This is a genomic window from Pseudomonas sp. NPDC088414 (genome assembly GCF_044753325.1).
In the GTDB taxonomy this organism is placed as follows: domain Bacteria; phylum Pseudomonadota; class Gammaproteobacteria; order Pseudomonadales; family Pseudomonadaceae; genus Aquipseudomonas.
In genome coordinates, this window is record NZ_JBIVMY010000001.1 from 41,050 (window position 1) to 56,884 (window position 15,835).

The following is a 15,835-nucleotide window of genomic DNA, read 5'->3' on the forward strand; positions in this document are numbered from 1 at the left end:
TCTCTTGCGTGGGTTGCTTTGTTGCTGCCTGCAATACGAGGGCGGGTGAAACCTGACGGAATCAGTGAAGAGGGAAAATTCCGACGGATGAATCCTGGGCTGATGGCTGAAATTTCCGAGGACGCCGCAGGAAAAATTACTTGTCTAAACTTGGTAGCCGTTTTCTGCTTTTTCGCTTGTTTTATCGCCACGATTGTCATTATTTTGCGGTTCAAGCGCAAAGGAGTGCGTCAACACAAACTAAAAAAAGGACCTCTTTCAATGCATCCGTATTTCGAACGCGCTGAGGAAATTGCACACCTGTCCGACGATCAGATCGAGCAGATTTATCAGCGATATCTGGACGGGGAAAAAAGCGCTGCGCTTCTGGTCGAGTATCAGATCCCTGCCACTGTCCGCAGCTTGCTCAAGGTTTTGCCGCCGATTGTCAGTCAGGATCTGAAGTGCCCTTATTGCGATGTGCCGATGTGGGTGCGTCGGCACGCCCGGGGCACTCCGGTCTCGCAGCGTCATCCTTACAAGTGCATACGGTGCGAGCACCGATACTCTGCATCCGCCCGCCATGGCCGACGCATGGCGTGTACTTGCCCGGCATGTTGCCAGGTTCATCAGCAACAATTGGCGGCGCAGGCCGAGCGTGATCGACGCGAACTTGAATCGCGCTTCGGTATACCGAGTCCGGCGGTGCCGTATTCGACCCTTGGGTTTGTGCAGAAACTGACGTTGCTGGCCTTGCTTGACGATGGCAATGCCAACCATCCCGAATGGATCGCGCCGTTGAGCGCGACATCCCGAAGCGAACATCTGGCACCGAGCGTCGAGGCCAGCGAGGAAAAACTGAAGAGTCTGCACGAGGCTGGCGTGTTAACGGTCGCGACGAGCTCTGATATCAGGGCTTTCGATCGCACTGAGGGTTGTAGTATCAGTGACTATTGCGCAGTGCGCTGGCAGCCTAATGTGGCACTCGGCGGAGTTGCGCGCTGTAATCGGGAAAGTCTGTACCTGACGCTCTATCAGGAGCTGTCCGGCGACATTCAAGTCGCCTGGAAGAGCGAACTCTACGGGCTGATTTTCGATCTTGCCCGAGAAGAATCGCTTCAATACATCCGTGTGCTGGCCAATGAAGTCGGTTTTTCATTCACGGCCGAGGCGCGTGCCGAAACGGTTGTGGGGCAACTCCTGCAGGATTTTTCCGTAAGCCAGCTCTATTACTTTGCCCGCCTGGCGGTAAAAAACGCTGCGCACTTCTACGCCACCGGCAACTCCAAAGGTCGCAGTCACGCGTCCAACACCATCCCGCGCAACATGCTCGGGACCGCTCAGGACGCCCTGACTCGGAACTGGCGCAAAAACGCACACCGCGATTCGCGGGTACCGCAATCGGCGTTGCATCGGCTGTTGTACGACGTAGTGCTCAAGGACAGCGGTGCCGGGTTTTCCAAGTCGCCGGGAGTGTATTGGCGCGATGAACTGGTGCCGCAATTCTTTTCCACGGCAGCTTTTGACAGCGACCTGCTCGGTCATTTGAGGCTGTTTTGCCGAGAGTGTGACTCCAGCAATATCGACGCCAGCATGGATAAATTGATCCTGAAAACCATGTGTTACGACTGCGCCACCGTGAGTAAATTCAGGGCGTTCGAGGAGCTGCCTGACTGATGTTGATGGGGGGCTGTAAACAGCTCAGGAAAAAGGGAAGGCATAGCGCTCAATGAGAGTGGCGGCGTTCCCTTTTTTCCTTCCAGTTCTTGATCAGCAAGTACGGAAAGTAAAAAAAGATTCGATGGATCAGAAATGGGATGACAAAGAAAAGTATCAACATGCCTGAAGAGAATATCGAGTAAAACAATATGTTTTGTCCAAACAGGTTTCCATATTTTCCGGTGCCTTTTCCAAGATCTGTTTCGGTTAAATAAAAAGCTAATATAAAAAACATAATCATAAAGGCTGTAAAGAATATTCCGGTGATGAATCGAGTTAAAATCCTGTTTTTGTACTGGGCCGGGTCAATCTTCATTGTTTTGTAAATTTTGTAGAATAGAATTGGCGCAAATATTGGTCCGATAACTGCTACATAGTTTGCGGTTGCTTTTGAACTGAAGGGGAATAAGGAAGACCAGAATCCGCTCAAGCCGAAAAGCTGGTTGTCTAAGAAGTCGTTGATGGCAAAATCCAAGCCGCTTTGCGGGAGTGCAGGAAGAAGAAGGTTTATAAAAAAGATCGGCGCGCAGAAAAGGGAAATCAATAATGGAGGTCCAGTCAGTTCGGGATGGTTTTTATTCATCTTGGTGTTTTCCAGTAGGCAGGCTGTGTTGCCTATTTAACAGAGCCAGCCGGAAGGCTGGCCCGTTACAGATGTTTGCTATCCTTTTGAGGAAGCGCCATTGAACTGATCAAGGATCAGTGTATTTATTTTTTCCACGTTATCAGCGCTCAAAAAAGCTGCTGCCAAGGCAATTAATAAGCCGACTACCACGATACCGGGTACGGTAGTAACCAGTGCCGGGAAAAAGTAGGCGGCGGTCACTGCCAGTAATGCGCCTGCCCCCATACCAGCCGCAATACTCTCAAGCTCCAGCATCAACGGTTTCCAATTGCCTTCCTGGAAACCAATTTCCAGATAGTCACTTTCTATCGCCAGTGTGAGCCCATGCATCGGGTTGCCCAGCGGATAATTTTTAAGAATGTCTCCGCGGATGTTTCCAGGGTTCAAATTAATTATTTCCCATGAGCCATCGCCGTAAAATATCGTTGCCGGCAGGTCAAGTTGTCGCATGTGTTGATTCCTTTCTTTGATGGAGACCCGTTCCGTGGGTCGGCTTGATAACTGATGCCTGGTTTTTTATGAGGTGCGCTTATATAGATAGCACTGCCGATTTTTGCGTTCAAATCGTGCTGTAGGAATTCGGTCTTCAAATTATGTGAGACATTTCTTGTCAGTTTGTAAGGATTCTTTAGTGTGTTTCTACTTGTTGTTTTTATTGGTTTTTTTGGTGCGAACAATCGAAGGCTGTGTAAGCTTTGGCGGGTGTAATTTCCCAAGGAGGAAAGGTGCGGCGGGAACGAATTTCAGCTAATCGGTCATTTCAGGTGCGCTTGCCTGTTGAGTGGCCACCTGAAACGCGAGATTTCTCTTTGGCTGCTAATGTTTACCGGTGCGCAGGCCCACGGTTACGTGCCAATGACCGAATATGTCGCAGCACCGCAAGCAGGCACATTGTCGCACCCATTAAGCTGCGCAACGGATGAGCACCCGTAAAGGCATTGTCGGCAGTCCCGACAGTCGTTTTTGCAGATGCCCATTCAATGGAAGGTGAATGTGACCTGAGTGTCTCGTCCAGCTTCACCCACCTGTCACCTGTTTCCTCTGCCCGAGAATCAGGAACAGGGCGACACAAGCCCCGCAAGGGGTGTTGCACGCGACGCTTTCCATCAATAACAAGCTTAAGCGGAGTACCACAGATGGCGTTCTTCACCGCAGCCAGCAAAGCCGACTTCCAGCACCAACTGCAAGCGGCACTGGCGCAGCACATCAGTGAACAGGCACTGCCACAAGTGGCGCTGTTCGCTGAACAAATCTTCGGCATCATTTCCCTGGACGAGCTGACCCAACGTCGCCTCTCCGACCTCGCTGGCTGTACTCTTTCCGCGTGGCGCCTGCTTGAGCGCTTCGATCACGCGCAACCGCAAGTGCGCGTCTACAACCCTGATTACGAGCGTCATGGCTGGCAGTCGACCCACACCGCGGTCGAAGTCCTGCACCACGACCTGCCATTTCTGGTCGACTCGGTCCGCACCGAGCTGAACCGTCGCGGCTACAGCATCCACACCCTGCAGACCACCGTGCTCAGCGTACGTCGTGGCAGCAAGGGCGAGCTGCTGGAAATCCTGCCCAAGGGCAGCACCGGCGAAGGCGTGCTGCACGAGTCGCTGATGTACCTGGAAATCGACCGCTGCGCCAATGCGGCCGAACTGAATGTGCTGAGCAAAGAGCTGGAGCAGGTGCTCGGTGAAGTGCGCGTCGCGGTCGCTGATTTCGAGCCGATGAAGGCCAAGGTGCAGGAGATCCTCACCAAGCTCGATAACAGCGCATTCGCCGTCGATGCCGACGAAAAGACCGAAATCAAAAGCTTTCTGGAATGGCTGGTGGGCAACCACTTCACCTTCCTCGGCTACGAAGAGTTCACCGTCGTCGATCAGGCCGATGGCGGCCATATCGAATACGACCAGAATTCCTTCCTTGGCCTGACCAAACTGCTGCGCACCGGTCTGACCAACGAAGACCGTCACATCGAAGACTACGCGGTGAACTACCTGCGCGAACCGACCCTGCTGTCGTTCGCCAAGGCTGCGCACCCGAGCCGCGTACACCGTCCGGCCTACCCGGACTACGTGTCGATCCGTGAAATCGACGCCGACGGTAAAGTCATCAAGGAACACCGCTTCATGGGCCTGTACACCTCCTCGGTGTATGGCGAGAGCGTGCGGGTCATTCCGTTCATTCGTCGCAAGGTCGAAGAAATCGAACGCCGTTCCGGCTTCCAGTCCAAGGCTCACCTGGGCAAGGAACTGGCGCAGGTACTCGAAGTGCTGCCGCGTGACGACCTGTTCCAGACCCCGGTCGACGAACTGTTCAGCACCGTGATGTCGATCGTGCAGATCCAGGAACGCAACAAGATCCGCGTGTTCCTGCGCAAAGACCCGTACGGTCGCTTCTGCTACTGCCTGGCCTACGTGCCGCGCGACATCTATTCCACCGAAGTGCGGCAGAAGATCCAGCAGGTGCTGATGGAGCGCCTGAAGGCCACCGACTGCGAGTTCTGGACCTTCTTCTCCGAGTCCGTGCTGGCTCGCGTGCAACTGATCCTGCGTGTCGATCCGAAGAACCGCCTCGACATCGATCCGCTGCTGCTGGAAAAAGAAGTGGTACAGGCCTGCCGCAGCTGGCAGGACGACTATGCCGCACTGACCGTCGAAAGCTTCGGCGAAGCCCACGGCACCAACGTGCTGGCAGACTTCCCGAAAGGCTTCCCGGCCGGCTACCGCGAGCGTTTCGCAGCGCATTCGGCCGTGGTCGACATGCAGCACCTGCTGAGCCTGAACGAAAAAAATCCGCTGGTGATGAGCTTCTATCAGCCGCTGGGCCAGGTCTCCGGCCAACGCGAGCTGCATTGCAAGCTGTACCACGCCGACACCCCACTGGCGCTGTCCGACGTCTTGCCGATTCTGGAAAACCTCGGCCTGCGCGTGCTGGGTGAGTTCCCGTACCGTCTGCGCCACACCAACGGCCGCGAGTTCTGGATTCATGACTTCGCGTTCACTGCGGCAGAAGGTCTGGACCTCGACATCCAGCAACTCAACGACACCCTGCAGGACGCGTTCGTCCACATCGTCCGTGGCGATGCCGAGAACGATGCGTTCAACCGTCTGGTGCTGACCGCCGGTCTGCCATGGCGTGACGTGGCGCTGCTGCGCGCCTACGCCCGTTACCTGAAGCAGATCCGTCTGGGCTTCGACCTGGGTTACATCGCCAGCACCCTGAACAACCATACCGACATCGCTCGCGAGCTGACCCGGTTGTTCAAGACCCGTTTCTACCTGGCGCGCAAGCTGGGCAGCGATGATCTGGAAGACAAGCAACAGCGTCTGGAGCAGGCGATTCTGACCGCACTGGACGACGTTCAGGTGCTCAACGAAGACCGCATCCTGCGTCGTTACCTGGACCTGATCAAAGCCACTCTGCGGACCAACTTCTATCAGACTGATGCCAACGGCCAGAACAAGTCGTACTTCAGCTTCAAGTTCAACCCGCACGCGATCCCTGAGCTGCCGAAGCCGGTACCGAAGTTCGAAATCTTCGTCTACTCGCCACGCGTCGAAGGCGTGCACCTGCGCTTCGGCAACGTTGCGCGCGGTGGTCTGCGCTGGTCCGACCGTGAAGAAGACTTCCGTACCGAAGTCCTCGGCCTGGTAAAAGCCCAGCAAGTGAAGAACTCGGTCATCGTGCCGGTGGGCGCGAAGGGCGGCTTCCTGCCGCGTCGCCTGCCACTGGGCGGCAGCCGTGACGAGATCGCGGCCGAGGGCATCGCCTGCTACCGCATCTTCATTTCCGGTCTGCTGGACATCACCGACAACCTGAAAGACGGCGCGCTGGTGCCGCCGGCCAACGTCGTGCGGCATGACGACGATGACCCGTACCTGGTGGTGGCCGCGGACAAGGGCACTGCGACCTTCTCCGACATCGCCAACGGCATCGCCATCGACTACGGTTTCTGGCTGGGCGACGCGTTCGCTTCCGGTGGTTCCGCCGGTTACGACCACAAGAAAATGGGCATCACCGCCAAGGGCGCGTGGGTCGGCGTACAGCGCCACTTCCGCGAGCGCGGCATCAATGTTCAGGAAGACAGCATTACTGTGGTCGGCGTCGGTGACATGGCCGGTGACGTATTCGGTAACGGCCTGTTGATGTCCGACAAGCTGCAACTGGTTGCCGCGTTCAACCACATGCACATCTTCATCGATCCGAACCCGAACCCGGCCACCAGCTTCGTCGAGCGTCAGCGCATGTTCGACCTGCCGCGTTCGGCCTGGACTGACTACGACACCAGCATCATGTCCGAAGGCGGCGGCATCTTCTCGCGCAGCGCGAAGAGCATCGCCATCTCGCCGCAGATGAAAGAACGCTTCGACATCAAGGCCGACAAGCTGACCCCGACCGAACTGCTGAACGCCTTGCTCAAGGCACCGGTGGATCTGCTGTGGAACGGCGGTATCGGTACTTACGTCAAGGCCAGCACCGAAAGCCATGCCGACGTCGGCGACAAGGCCAACGATGCGCTGCGCGTGAACGGTAACGAACTGCGCTGCAAAGTCGTGGGCGAGGGCGGTAACCTCGGTATGACCCAACTGGGTCGTGTGGAATTCGGTCTCAATGGCGGCGGTTCCAACACCGACTTCATCGACAACGCCGGTGGCGTGGACTGCTCCGACCACGAAGTGAACATCAAGATCCTGCTGAACGAAGTGGTTCAGGCCGGCGACATGACCGACAAGCAACGCAACCAGTTGCTGGCGAGCATGACCGACGAAGTCGGTGGTCTGGTGCTGGGCAACAACTACAAGCAGACCCAGGCCCTGTCTCTGGCGGCGCGTCGTGCCTACGAGCGCATTGCCGAATACAAGCGTCTGATGAGCGATCTGGAAGGCCGTGGCAAGCTGGACCGTGCCATCGAGTTCCTGCCGACCGAAGAGCAGATCAACGAGCGCGTTGCGGCAGGCCATGGCCTGACTCGTCCCGAGCTGTCGGTGCTGATCTCGTACAGCAAGATCGACCTCAAGGAACAGCTGCTGAACTCGCTGGTGCCGGACGACGACTACCTGACCCGCGACATGGAAACGGCGTTCCCGCCGACCCTGGTCAGCAAGTTTTCCGAAGCCATGCGTCGTCACCGTCTGAAGCGCGAGATCGTCAGCACCCAGATCGCCAACGACCTGGTCAACCACATGGGCATCACCTTCGTTCAGCGACTCAAAGAGTCCACCGGCATGAGCCCGGCGAACGTGGCCGGCGCCTACGTAATCGTGCGTGACATCTTCCACCTCCCGCACTGGTTCCGTCAGATCGAAGCGCTCGACTATCAGGTCTCCGCTGACGTGCAATTGGAGCTGATGGACGAGCTGATGCGTCTGGGCCGCCGTGCTACACGCTGGTTCCTGCGTGCCCGTCGCAACGAGCAGAACGCTGCCCGTGATGTCGCGCATTTCGGTCCGCACCTCAAGGAATTGGGTCTGAAGCTCGACGAACTGCTGAGCGGCGAAATCCGTGAAAACTGGCAGGCGCGTTATCAGGCTTACGTCGCGGCCGGTGTGCCGGAGTTGCTGGCGCGTATGGTGGCGGGTACCTCGCACCTGTACACCCTGCTGCCGATCATCGAAGCCTCCGACGTCACTGGCCAGGATCCGGCCGAAGTGGCCAAGGCCTACTTCGCCGTGGGCAGTGCGCTGGACATCACCTGGTACCTGCAACAGATCAGCGCACTGCCGGTTGAAAACAACTGGCAGGCTCTGGCCCGTGAAGCGTTCCGTGACGATGTGGACTGGCAGCAACGTGCGATCACCATCTCCGTCCTGCAACAGGGCGACGGCACGCTGGACGTGGAAGCACGCCTGGCGCTGTGGATGGCACAGCACGAAAGCATGATCGAGCGCTGGCGCGCCATGCTGGTGGAAATCCGTGCTGCGAGCGGCACTGACTACGCCATGTATGCCGTGGCCAACCGTGAGCTGCTGGACCTCGCGTTGAGCGGGCAAGCGGTGGTGCCTGCGACTGCTGCAAATGCCGAGCTTGAACTGGCCTGAGTAGTGCTTGAATGAGAAAGCCCCGGTGTCGTGAGATGCCGGGGCTTTTTTGTGTCTGTTGGTTTTGTGGTGGTCGGGCTGGCCCCTTCGCGAGCAGGCTCACTCCTACAAGGGAAACGCATTCCAACTGTAGGAGTGAGCCTGCTCGCGATGAGGGCCTTACTTTCAATACAACTTATGTGCTTGTTTGTTATCAAGCATCGACACTTTATCTGTCGGCCTGGTCAATAAATTGTTGAGCGACTGATCAAACTTCTGCAACGCCCGAACTTGCACATCCTGCTGTTGATTAATATCAGCGACGATCTCTTCCGAACGTTTGAAGTCCGCCCAAACCGGTGTCAGTTCTTTGGCCTCCGAACCTTTCGCCGTGCCGATGTAGTTCAACTTCGCATCATAAAAATCCGCACTGACATCAGCCTTGATGTCGGAGCTGCGCGAAGTGATCAACTGGCTGTGGGTGTCGATGATTGCCACCACGTCGGGGTGCGCCGCGCGCAGGCTCTGCATGTCCGGATAGACCGTCACCGAGCCGAACTGCCGCTGCAGCGAGGCCTTGACCCAGTCCACCGCCATGTCCGGTTTCGAGGTGGCGACGTAGGCGTCGTGGATCGGCTGCACCAGCAGGCTCTGGCCGAAACCGGTGCCGGCGTTGGCCTGGTAGTTACGTAGATATTCGCGATTGGTCTGGGTGCTCGGGCTGTAGACCACGCCCAGTGACACGCCGGGGCCGCTTTTCACCTGGGCGGCGCTACTGCGGCCGACCGGTTGGGTGAACAGTGTATCGAGGGACGAGACCGCTCTTGGCGCGGTGGGTACGGAACAGGCGGACAAGGCTAAAACCGATATCGCCAAGGTACTGGCAAAGGCAAGTTTCATGGTGAGTCTCCCGTGAAGCAACTTCAGTCGGAAAGTCAGAGTTGTCGCGGCTGTTTGTGACGGGCGCACGACAGTTGATTCAGACTAAACCCGCCAAGCTGTAAATAAGCTGACAATTTTTCGAGTTGTGGCGATGCATTAGTTTTATTGGCTTTAAGGCAAATCGGTTAATTGCCCCGGGAAATAAAAAGGCGCAAAACAGTGTTTTGCGCCTTTTTATTTATGGCTGTGCAAACAACCATCAGTTTTTCAGGGGGATCAATACTTGCTCGTCCGGGGCCAATACCATGAACACCAGCAACTTCGCCGGTTTGCTGTTGCTGGCGTTTTTCGACACCAGATGCTCGGAGCCGGCCGGTTCGTACCAGAACTGGCCTTTCTTGTAGGTGATCGCCTGTTCACCCTTGACCTGGGAAATCACTTCGCCTTCGAGCACGTAGGCCATGGCGGTGCCGTCGTGTTTGTGGGCGATGGAGGACTGGCCGGGTTTGTAGTCGACTTCGATCATCATGGCTTTCTTGCCGGGGGCGTTTTTCAGCATCTGGTCTTGCAGGACGGTGACTTTCTCGGACGGGTCGTGGGCCAGGGCTGCGGCGGACATGGACAGGGCGAGAGCGGCGGTGAAGAGGTGCAGGGCTTTCATCTTGGATCACCAGTTGGGGAGGGGTGGTGACCACAGTAGTCTGCGGGGCGGGGTATTCAAACGGCCAATATTCGGGAAGATCGGGTGACCAATCCGGGCCGGACGAGAAACGACAGTGGCGAGGGAGCTTGCTCCCGCTGGGCGCGAAGCGCCCCAAAAACCTGGCACCTGATTCCTTCAGACGAATCACATTGGCCGGTTTGCGACTGCTGCGCAGCCGAGCGGGAGCAAGCTCCCTCGCCACAGGGGCAGATCAGACGATTGGGAAACTGTTGAAATCCACACTATTGGCCAAACGGCTATCGATCAGGTCAATAAACCCCTGCGCCTCGGGCCGGTTGAAATGCGCCTGCATCGCCGCTTCCGACTGCCAGCGTGCGCTCACCATCCAGCGGTGGCTGTCCTCGGGGCAGCGGTCGACCATATAGGCGTCGCAGCCCGGTGTCTGACGCAAGGTGTCGACGATCTTCTGCAACTGCCGGCCGAGTTCTTCCGAACGCCCGGCGGCGGCACGCACCTGGACGGTGTTGATCACTTGGTTGGACATTGCTCACACTCCTGAATCAGGCCGGACGAATCCTGCTCATTGAGGGATAACGCCAGTGCAGAATAGGCTTGCACCTGCTGATCACCAATAACCAATCGGCAGTTAATCGCCCAGACCAATCATTCACGCCACTTGTTGCAGAATGTCGCGCAGGCGATCCAGAGCGGTGTCGATGTCCAGCGTCTCGATGGCGCCGAAGCCGAAGTACAGGCCGTTTCTCGCCGGTTGCTGGTGATAGAACCCATTGATTGAATACAGCCCGACCTCGACCTTTTTCGCCAGCTCGATCACCAGCGGCAGATCCACCGGCACCTTGCAGAATACCGCCATGTGGAAGCCAGCACTGGCCGGCACCGCGTCGAGCCAAGGTGAAAGATCACCGGCCATACGCGCCAGAATCCGTTCGCGGCGCTGGGCGTAAATCCCGTGGCAACGGCGAATGTGTTTGAGCAAACAACCCTCGGCGATGAACTTGGCCAGCGCCCATTGCGGCAGGGTCGAGGCGTGCAGGTCGGTCAGCTGTTTGGCGCGGATCACCGCTTCGAGGATCGCCGGCGGCAGGATCGCGTAACCCAGACGCAACTCCGGCAGCAGGGTCTTGGAGAAGGTGCCGACGTAGGCGACGATGCCGCGCTGATCGAGGCTGAACAGAGAGTCCGTCGGCCGGCCTTCGTAGCGGAATTCGCTGTCATAGTCGTCCTCGATGATGATCGCGCCCAGCTCATACGCCCGGGCCAGCAAAGCCTCGCGGCGCGCCTGGCTCATCGGCATGCCCAGCGGGAACTGGTGCGACGGGGTGACGTAAATCATCCGCGTGCCTTCGGGAATCTGCTCGACCACAATCCCTTCGGCATCCACCGGCACGCCGACCACCTCGGCGCCGTGGGTGCCAAACAACAGACGGGCCGGCGGATAACCCGGATCTTCCATCGCCACCCGGCTGCCGGGGCTGATCAGCACGCGGGTGATCAGGTCCAGCGCCTGTTGCGCGCCGTTGCACACCACGATGTCTTCGTCTTGACAGTTGATCCCGCGCGAGAACGCAATGTGCCGGGCAATCGCATTGCGCAGCGCCGGCAGGCCCTCGGGCACGCTGTAGAACCCCTTGGACGCGGCCATTTGGCGCATCGCGTGCGAGACGCAGCGGCGCCAGTCGTCATGGGGGAATTGGCCCTTGCTGGTGGCGCCGCCAATGAAGTCGTAGCGCAACGAACCTTGCAGCGTCGGATGGCGCAGGAACACCGGCAGGTTGCGCCAGCTTTCGATGACCTCGGCGCTGGCCAGTTCGGTATGGCTTTGCTTGCGCTGGATCTGCGCCGGGCGGGCATTGACGTAGGTGCCTTTGCCGATCACCCCGGTGAGAAAGTTTTCGTAGGTCAGCTGCGCATAAGTGTCGGAAATGGTCTTGCGCGAGATCCCCAGTTGCTCGGCCAGCAGACGGCTGGGCGGCAACTGCGTACCGGCAGCCAGACGCCCGGACTCGATGGCGCCGCGCAGCTGCTGGTACAACTGACCGGCCAGGTCCTTGCGGCCATTGATCACGACGTGAAGTTCCATACCGACGCGGCTCCGGGGGCGATTGAAGTGTCGGCCAGATTACCGCTGTTGCGTGATGGGCAGTAGTTGCGCAGCACAAAAACCCGAAATTGGCCTAGACCCCCTGTGGGAGCGAGCTTGCTCGCGAATGCGGTGGGTGAGTCAACACTTTAGTAGCTGACACGACGCCTTCGCGAGCAAGCTCGCTCCCACAGGTTCTATGTGTATCTGTTGGGCAGTGGTGTAGCGATATTCCGTGAAATTGGGGCTGTAACGCTGGCGCATCAGCGCTTACCGTAAATCCACTATCCCGCATTCCGAGACCTGCCATGTCCCCGCGTCTGGACTACTACAACGCCTCACCCAAGGCGATGAAAGCCATGATCGCCATGGAAGCGCTGACCCGCGACCTGAGCATCGAGGCGCCGCTGTTGCAACTGATCAGGATCCGCGCCTCACAGCTCAACGGCTGCGCGTTCTGCACCGACATGCACTCGGTGGACGCGCGGCGGGCCGGGGAGAGTGAGCGGCGTTTGTATGCGATCGCGGTGTGGCGCGACAGCGGTTTTTTCAATCCCCGCGAGCGCGCCGCGTTGGCCTGGGCCGAGGCGGTGACGCTGTTGGCGGAAAGTCATGTGCCGGACGATGTTTATCAGTTGGCCAAGGCGCAATTCAGTGAGGCTGAACTGGTGGACCTGACCATGGCCGTCACCACCATCAACAGCTGGAATCGCCTGGCGGTAAGCTTTCGCCAGACCCCAAGCGATTGACATGCACATAACCTGTGGCGAGGGAGCTTGCTCCCGCTCGGCTGCGCAGCAGTCGCCAAACCTTTGCATGCGGTCTGTCAGCTAATACCGGTTCGGCAGGTTTGGGGGCGCTGCGCACCCCAGCGGGAGCAAGCTCCCTCGCCACAAAGTTTGGTCTTCAGTTTGGTGGAAAGATCGCAGCCTTCGGCAGCTCCTGCATGGGATCGAATGTAGGAGCTGCCGAAGGCTGCGATCTTTTGACTTTGATTTTTGAAAGCCAGATCAAAAGATCGCAGCGTGCCGCAGCTCCTACAGGGGCCTCAGTTTGGTGGGCGCTGTGGTTTGACTGAGGTGCCGAAGGTGTTGCCCATACGTGTGCCAGTTGCGGCCGGTGTCGCGAGGCCAACCTGATTCGGTGGCCGCTTGTTCACCGGCACATTCAGCGCTTCCTGATTCTTCTGCGCAGCCGTAGCGCCTTCGGGATTGTTACCCATCTGCTGACTCAGACAATCGTAATTCGGCGCCTTGTAGCCACCCACCGTCACCTCCACACAGCCCAGCGGCTGCTCGGCTTGGGCGCTGGCGAAGGCGCTCAGCAGCAGCCCGCCGAGGGCGATTTTCCACAGTGATTTCATGCAAGCCTCCTGGCCGGCCCGAAGCGGCCGTTCTCTGAATGCAGTCTAGTGCAAGCCTTGCGCGAATCCCGTGATGGTTTTTTTGCACCGCCCGTCACACCAGGTTCATAAACAGCCATCAGGATGACGGTTTTCAGGGGTACGTCAGCCGTGCAGCGAGGCAGTTCCAGGGACGGTCTTCAGCGTTCAGCGACTCTCGTGCGCCGGGTGAGTCTGGGGCTGCTGCTTGGCTGGTTCAGCGGTGCGGCGACAGCCGAACCGGTGCCGGCCGATATGCGCATGACGCTGCACATCCCGGCGCAGGACCTGGCCCGGGCGCTGGATCAGTACAGCCACGCCACGGGCGTTGCGGTGCTGGTCGACAGCCAGTTGAGTCGTGGCCGGCGCTCGTTGGCGGTCGATGGCGAATACACCGCTGCTGACGCCTTGCGCCGTTTGCTCGGCGGCAGCGGGCTGATGGCGCGTTATGCCCGCGACGACGCGTTCACCTTGCAAGTGGCGCAGGTCGAAGACGTGCCGTCGGCCCTGGACAAAACCACCCCGGTCAGCGCCGCCGTGAGTCGCAGCTACGCCACCGCGGTGCAAGCGGCGATCGAGCGCAACCTGTGCCGTTCGCCGCTGACCCGTCCGGGCAGTTATCGCGCGGTGTTGCAGGTCTGGGTCGGGCGCGACGGCGTGGTGCAGCACAACCGGTTGGTCACCACCACCGGTGATGTACGGCGCGATACCGCGCTGGTAGAGAGCTTTCGCAATCTCAGGATCGACCGGCCGACGCCCAGCGCGTTGCGTCAGCCGGTCACGTTGCTGTTGTTACCGGAGTCGTCAGGGAAACGCATGGAATGCACCAAATGGGAAGGAGTTTCCGGGGGATGAAAGACACCGGACAAGGTTCGATGGTCCAGCTGTTCCTGACGTCTTACGAGGACTTTCGGGTGCGCTTGCGACGCCGTCTCGGCTCGGAGGATCTGGCCAACGACGTGCTGCACGAAACCTACCTGCGGGTCGACCGCATGGAAACGCCGCCGAACCTGCTGCGGCCCAATGCCTACCTCTATCGCATGGCCCTGAACATCGCCGCCGACCGCCGTCAGGCCGATGCGCGCCTGCTCACCGGCGAGGAAGTCGAAGAGCTGCTACAGATCGGCGACGAGGCGCTGGATCCGGCGCGGGTGGTCGGTGGGCAGAAGGAAATCCAGTCGCTGCTCAGCGCCCTCTACGAGCTGCCAGCGCGGCGTCGCAGAATCTTCATCGCGGCGCGGCTGGAGGAGGCGCCGCACCTGGAAATTTCCCAGCGCTTCGGCATCTCCACACGCATGGTCGAGAAGGAAATCAAAGCCGCATTGGGCTTCTGCGCGGCGAAACTGGAAAGAAAAGTGTTTCAGCGGTTCGGTCGCGGGGCCGGAAAACCGTCATCTGAATAGTGCCCGATCAATTCGTTGAGAATCTGCGCGTTTGAACATCTTTCGACTGACACCTGCCGAGCCATCGGCGGCCGACAATCTGCACAGCGAAGCCCACGACTGGTTGGTCCTGCTGACCTCCGGCCGCGCCACCGTGGCCGACGCCCGCGCCTTGCGCCAGTGGTGCGCGCAGAGCGCCGAACATGCCCAGGCTTTCGAGCAGGCCAAGGTGTTGTGGCACAACCTGCAGCCTGCCGCTGAAATGCTGCAGTCGCCTCGGCGCTTCGGTCGCCGGGCGTTTCTCGGTGGCGCGATTGCCGCATCGGCGGCGTTCCTGCTGGTGCGCGGGACGATTCCCGGTGGCTTCGAAGGGCTCGGCGCCGACTACATCACCGAGGTCGGCCAGCAGAAGCGTTTCGAACCAGCCGACGGCGTGCGCCTGGAACTCAACACTCAGACCCGCATCAACCAGCGCGCCGGCGATGATGGCGTGCAGGGTTTCGAACTGGTCAGCGGCGAAGTCGAAGTGCAGACCGCGCGGTTGCCATTGGCGATGCAGGCCGGAGGAGGGTGGTTGCGGGCGAGTCAGGCGCGGTTCAACCTGCGTAACACCGATCAGCAAGTCTGCGTGACCTGCCTTGATGGTTCGGTGGACGTCAATGTCGATGGCCGCAGCCTGCGCCTGCAGCCCGGTGAACAACTGACCTACGACGCGCAGCAAGTGGGCGCAGTACAAAGCGTCGACACCGCCGCAGTGATGAACTGGCGGCAGCAGGTGTTGGTATTCAACGGCGCAACCCTCAGCCAGATGATCGACGAGATCAACCGCTACCGCCCCGGCATGTTGCTGCTGCTCAACCGCGAACTCGGCCAACGCCGCGTCCAGGCCCGCTTCAGCCTCGACCAACTCGCCGGCGTCGCCCTGCTGATCCGCGATGCCTACGGCGTCAAATGCACCGAACTACCCGGCGGCGTCGTCGTCCTCAGCTAATCCAACCCAACACCCACAAACACCATAAAACCCTGTGGGAGCTGGCTTGCCAGCGATAGCGGCATGTCAGGCAATGAGATGTTGGATGTGAATACCCCAT

General features: G+C 58.9%; 13 protein-coding genes. 6 read left to right on the forward strand and 7 right to left on the reverse strand.

Annotated features, from left to right (window positions below; translation table 11 throughout):
* The first annotated feature begins 45 nt into the window (after positions 1–45).
* Positions 46–1,656 carry a hypothetical protein gene (locus tag ACIP8I_RS00180; RefSeq protein ID WP_400757824.1) on the forward strand — a complete coding sequence of 537 codons (1,611 nt, stop codon included), beginning with the start codon at positions 46–48 and terminating at the stop codon, positions 1,654–1,656.
* Between the two features lie 49 nt (positions 1,657–1,705).
* Here the strand turns inward: ACIP8I_RS00180 and cui are convergent, their stop codons facing one another.
* Both cui and ACIP8I_RS00190 read right to left on the reverse strand, forming a co-directional pair.
* Positions 1,706–2,281 (reverse strand): colicin immunity protein Cui, encoded by a 576-nt coding sequence (gene cui / locus ACIP8I_RS00185; protein WP_400757826.1) that lies wholly within the window; start codon positions 2,279–2,281, stop codon positions 1,706–1,708.
* A 78-nt stretch (positions 2,282–2,359) separates the two neighbouring features.
* Positions 2,360–2,773 carry a colicin-like pore-forming protein gene (locus tag ACIP8I_RS00190; protein WP_400757828.1) on the reverse strand — a complete coding sequence of 138 codons (414 nt, stop codon included), beginning with the start codon at positions 2,771–2,773 and terminating at the stop codon, positions 2,360–2,362.
* Between the two features lie 686 nt (positions 2,774–3,459).
* Here ACIP8I_RS00190 and ACIP8I_RS00195 point away from each other — a divergent pair.
* Positions 3,460–8,355, forward strand: a complete 4,896-nt coding sequence (locus tag ACIP8I_RS00195) for an NAD-glutamate dehydrogenase (protein ID WP_400757830.1) — start codon at positions 3,460–3,462, stop codon at positions 8,353–8,355.
* Positions 8,356–8,520: 165 nt separating this feature from the next.
* On the opposite strand, the gene ACIP8I_RS00200 is transcribed toward ACIP8I_RS00195, so the two are convergent.
* The 4 genes from ACIP8I_RS00200 to ACIP8I_RS00215 form a co-directional block, all read right to left on the reverse strand.
* The gene (locus ACIP8I_RS00200; protein WP_400757832.1) at positions 8,521–9,234 is read right to left on the reverse strand and encodes an ATPase; all 714 of its coding nucleotides are present in this window, start codon (positions 9,232–9,234) and stop codon (positions 8,521–8,523) included.
* 241 nt (positions 9,235–9,475) lie between these two features.
* Positions 9,476–9,877 (reverse strand): cupin domain-containing protein, encoded by a 402-nt coding sequence (locus tag ACIP8I_RS00205; RefSeq protein WP_367084281.1) that lies wholly within the window; start codon positions 9,875–9,877, stop codon positions 9,476–9,478.
* 253 nt (positions 9,878–10,130) lie between these two features.
* Entirely contained in the window at positions 10,131–10,424 is a 294-nt protein-coding gene (locus tag ACIP8I_RS00210) for a putative quinol monooxygenase (protein ID WP_400757834.1), read from the reverse strand.
* A gap of 123 nt (positions 10,425–10,547) precedes the next feature.
* The gene (locus tag ACIP8I_RS00215) at positions 10,548–11,981 is read right to left on the reverse strand and encodes a PLP-dependent aminotransferase family protein (protein ID WP_400757836.1); all 1,434 of its coding nucleotides are present in this window, start codon (positions 11,979–11,981) and stop codon (positions 10,548–10,550) included.
* A 308-nt stretch (positions 11,982–12,289) separates the two neighbouring features.
* Here ACIP8I_RS00215 and ACIP8I_RS00220 point away from each other — a divergent pair, with 308 nt between their 5' ends.
* Complete coding sequence (locus ACIP8I_RS00220; protein ID WP_400757837.1) at positions 12,290–12,730, forward strand: carboxymuconolactone decarboxylase family protein; 441 nt, start codon at positions 12,290–12,292, stop codon at positions 12,728–12,730.
* A 299-nt stretch (positions 12,731–13,029) separates the two neighbouring features.
* On the opposite strand, the gene ACIP8I_RS00225 is transcribed toward ACIP8I_RS00220, so the two are convergent.
* Positions 13,030–13,344 (reverse strand): hypothetical protein, encoded by a 315-nt coding sequence (locus tag ACIP8I_RS00225; RefSeq protein WP_400757839.1) that lies wholly within the window; start codon positions 13,342–13,344, stop codon positions 13,030–13,032.
* Between the two features lie 207 nt (positions 13,345–13,551).
* Here ACIP8I_RS00225 and ACIP8I_RS00230 point away from each other — a divergent pair, with 207 nt between their 5' ends.
* The 3 genes from ACIP8I_RS00230 to ACIP8I_RS00240 are packed head-to-tail and all read left to right on the forward strand — an operon-like array spanning position 13,552 to position 15,735.
* Positions 13,552–14,217 (forward strand): secretin and TonB N-terminal domain-containing protein, encoded by a 666-nt coding sequence (locus tag ACIP8I_RS00230; RefSeq protein WP_400757841.1) that lies wholly within the window; start codon positions 13,552–13,554, stop codon positions 14,215–14,217.
* The gene (locus tag ACIP8I_RS00235; protein ID WP_027613107.1) at positions 14,214–14,765 is read left to right on the forward strand and encodes an RNA polymerase sigma factor; all 552 of its coding nucleotides are present in this window, start codon (positions 14,214–14,216) and stop codon (positions 14,763–14,765) included. Before ACIP8I_RS00230 ends, ACIP8I_RS00235 begins: the two co-directional genes overlap by 4 nt.
* A 31-nt stretch (positions 14,766–14,796) precedes the next feature.
* Positions 14,797–15,735: a FecR family protein gene (locus ACIP8I_RS00240; RefSeq protein ID WP_400757843.1), complete on the forward strand. Its 939-nt coding sequence runs from the start codon at positions 14,797–14,799 to the stop codon at positions 15,733–15,735.
* Positions 15,736–15,835: the final 100 nt, after the last annotated feature.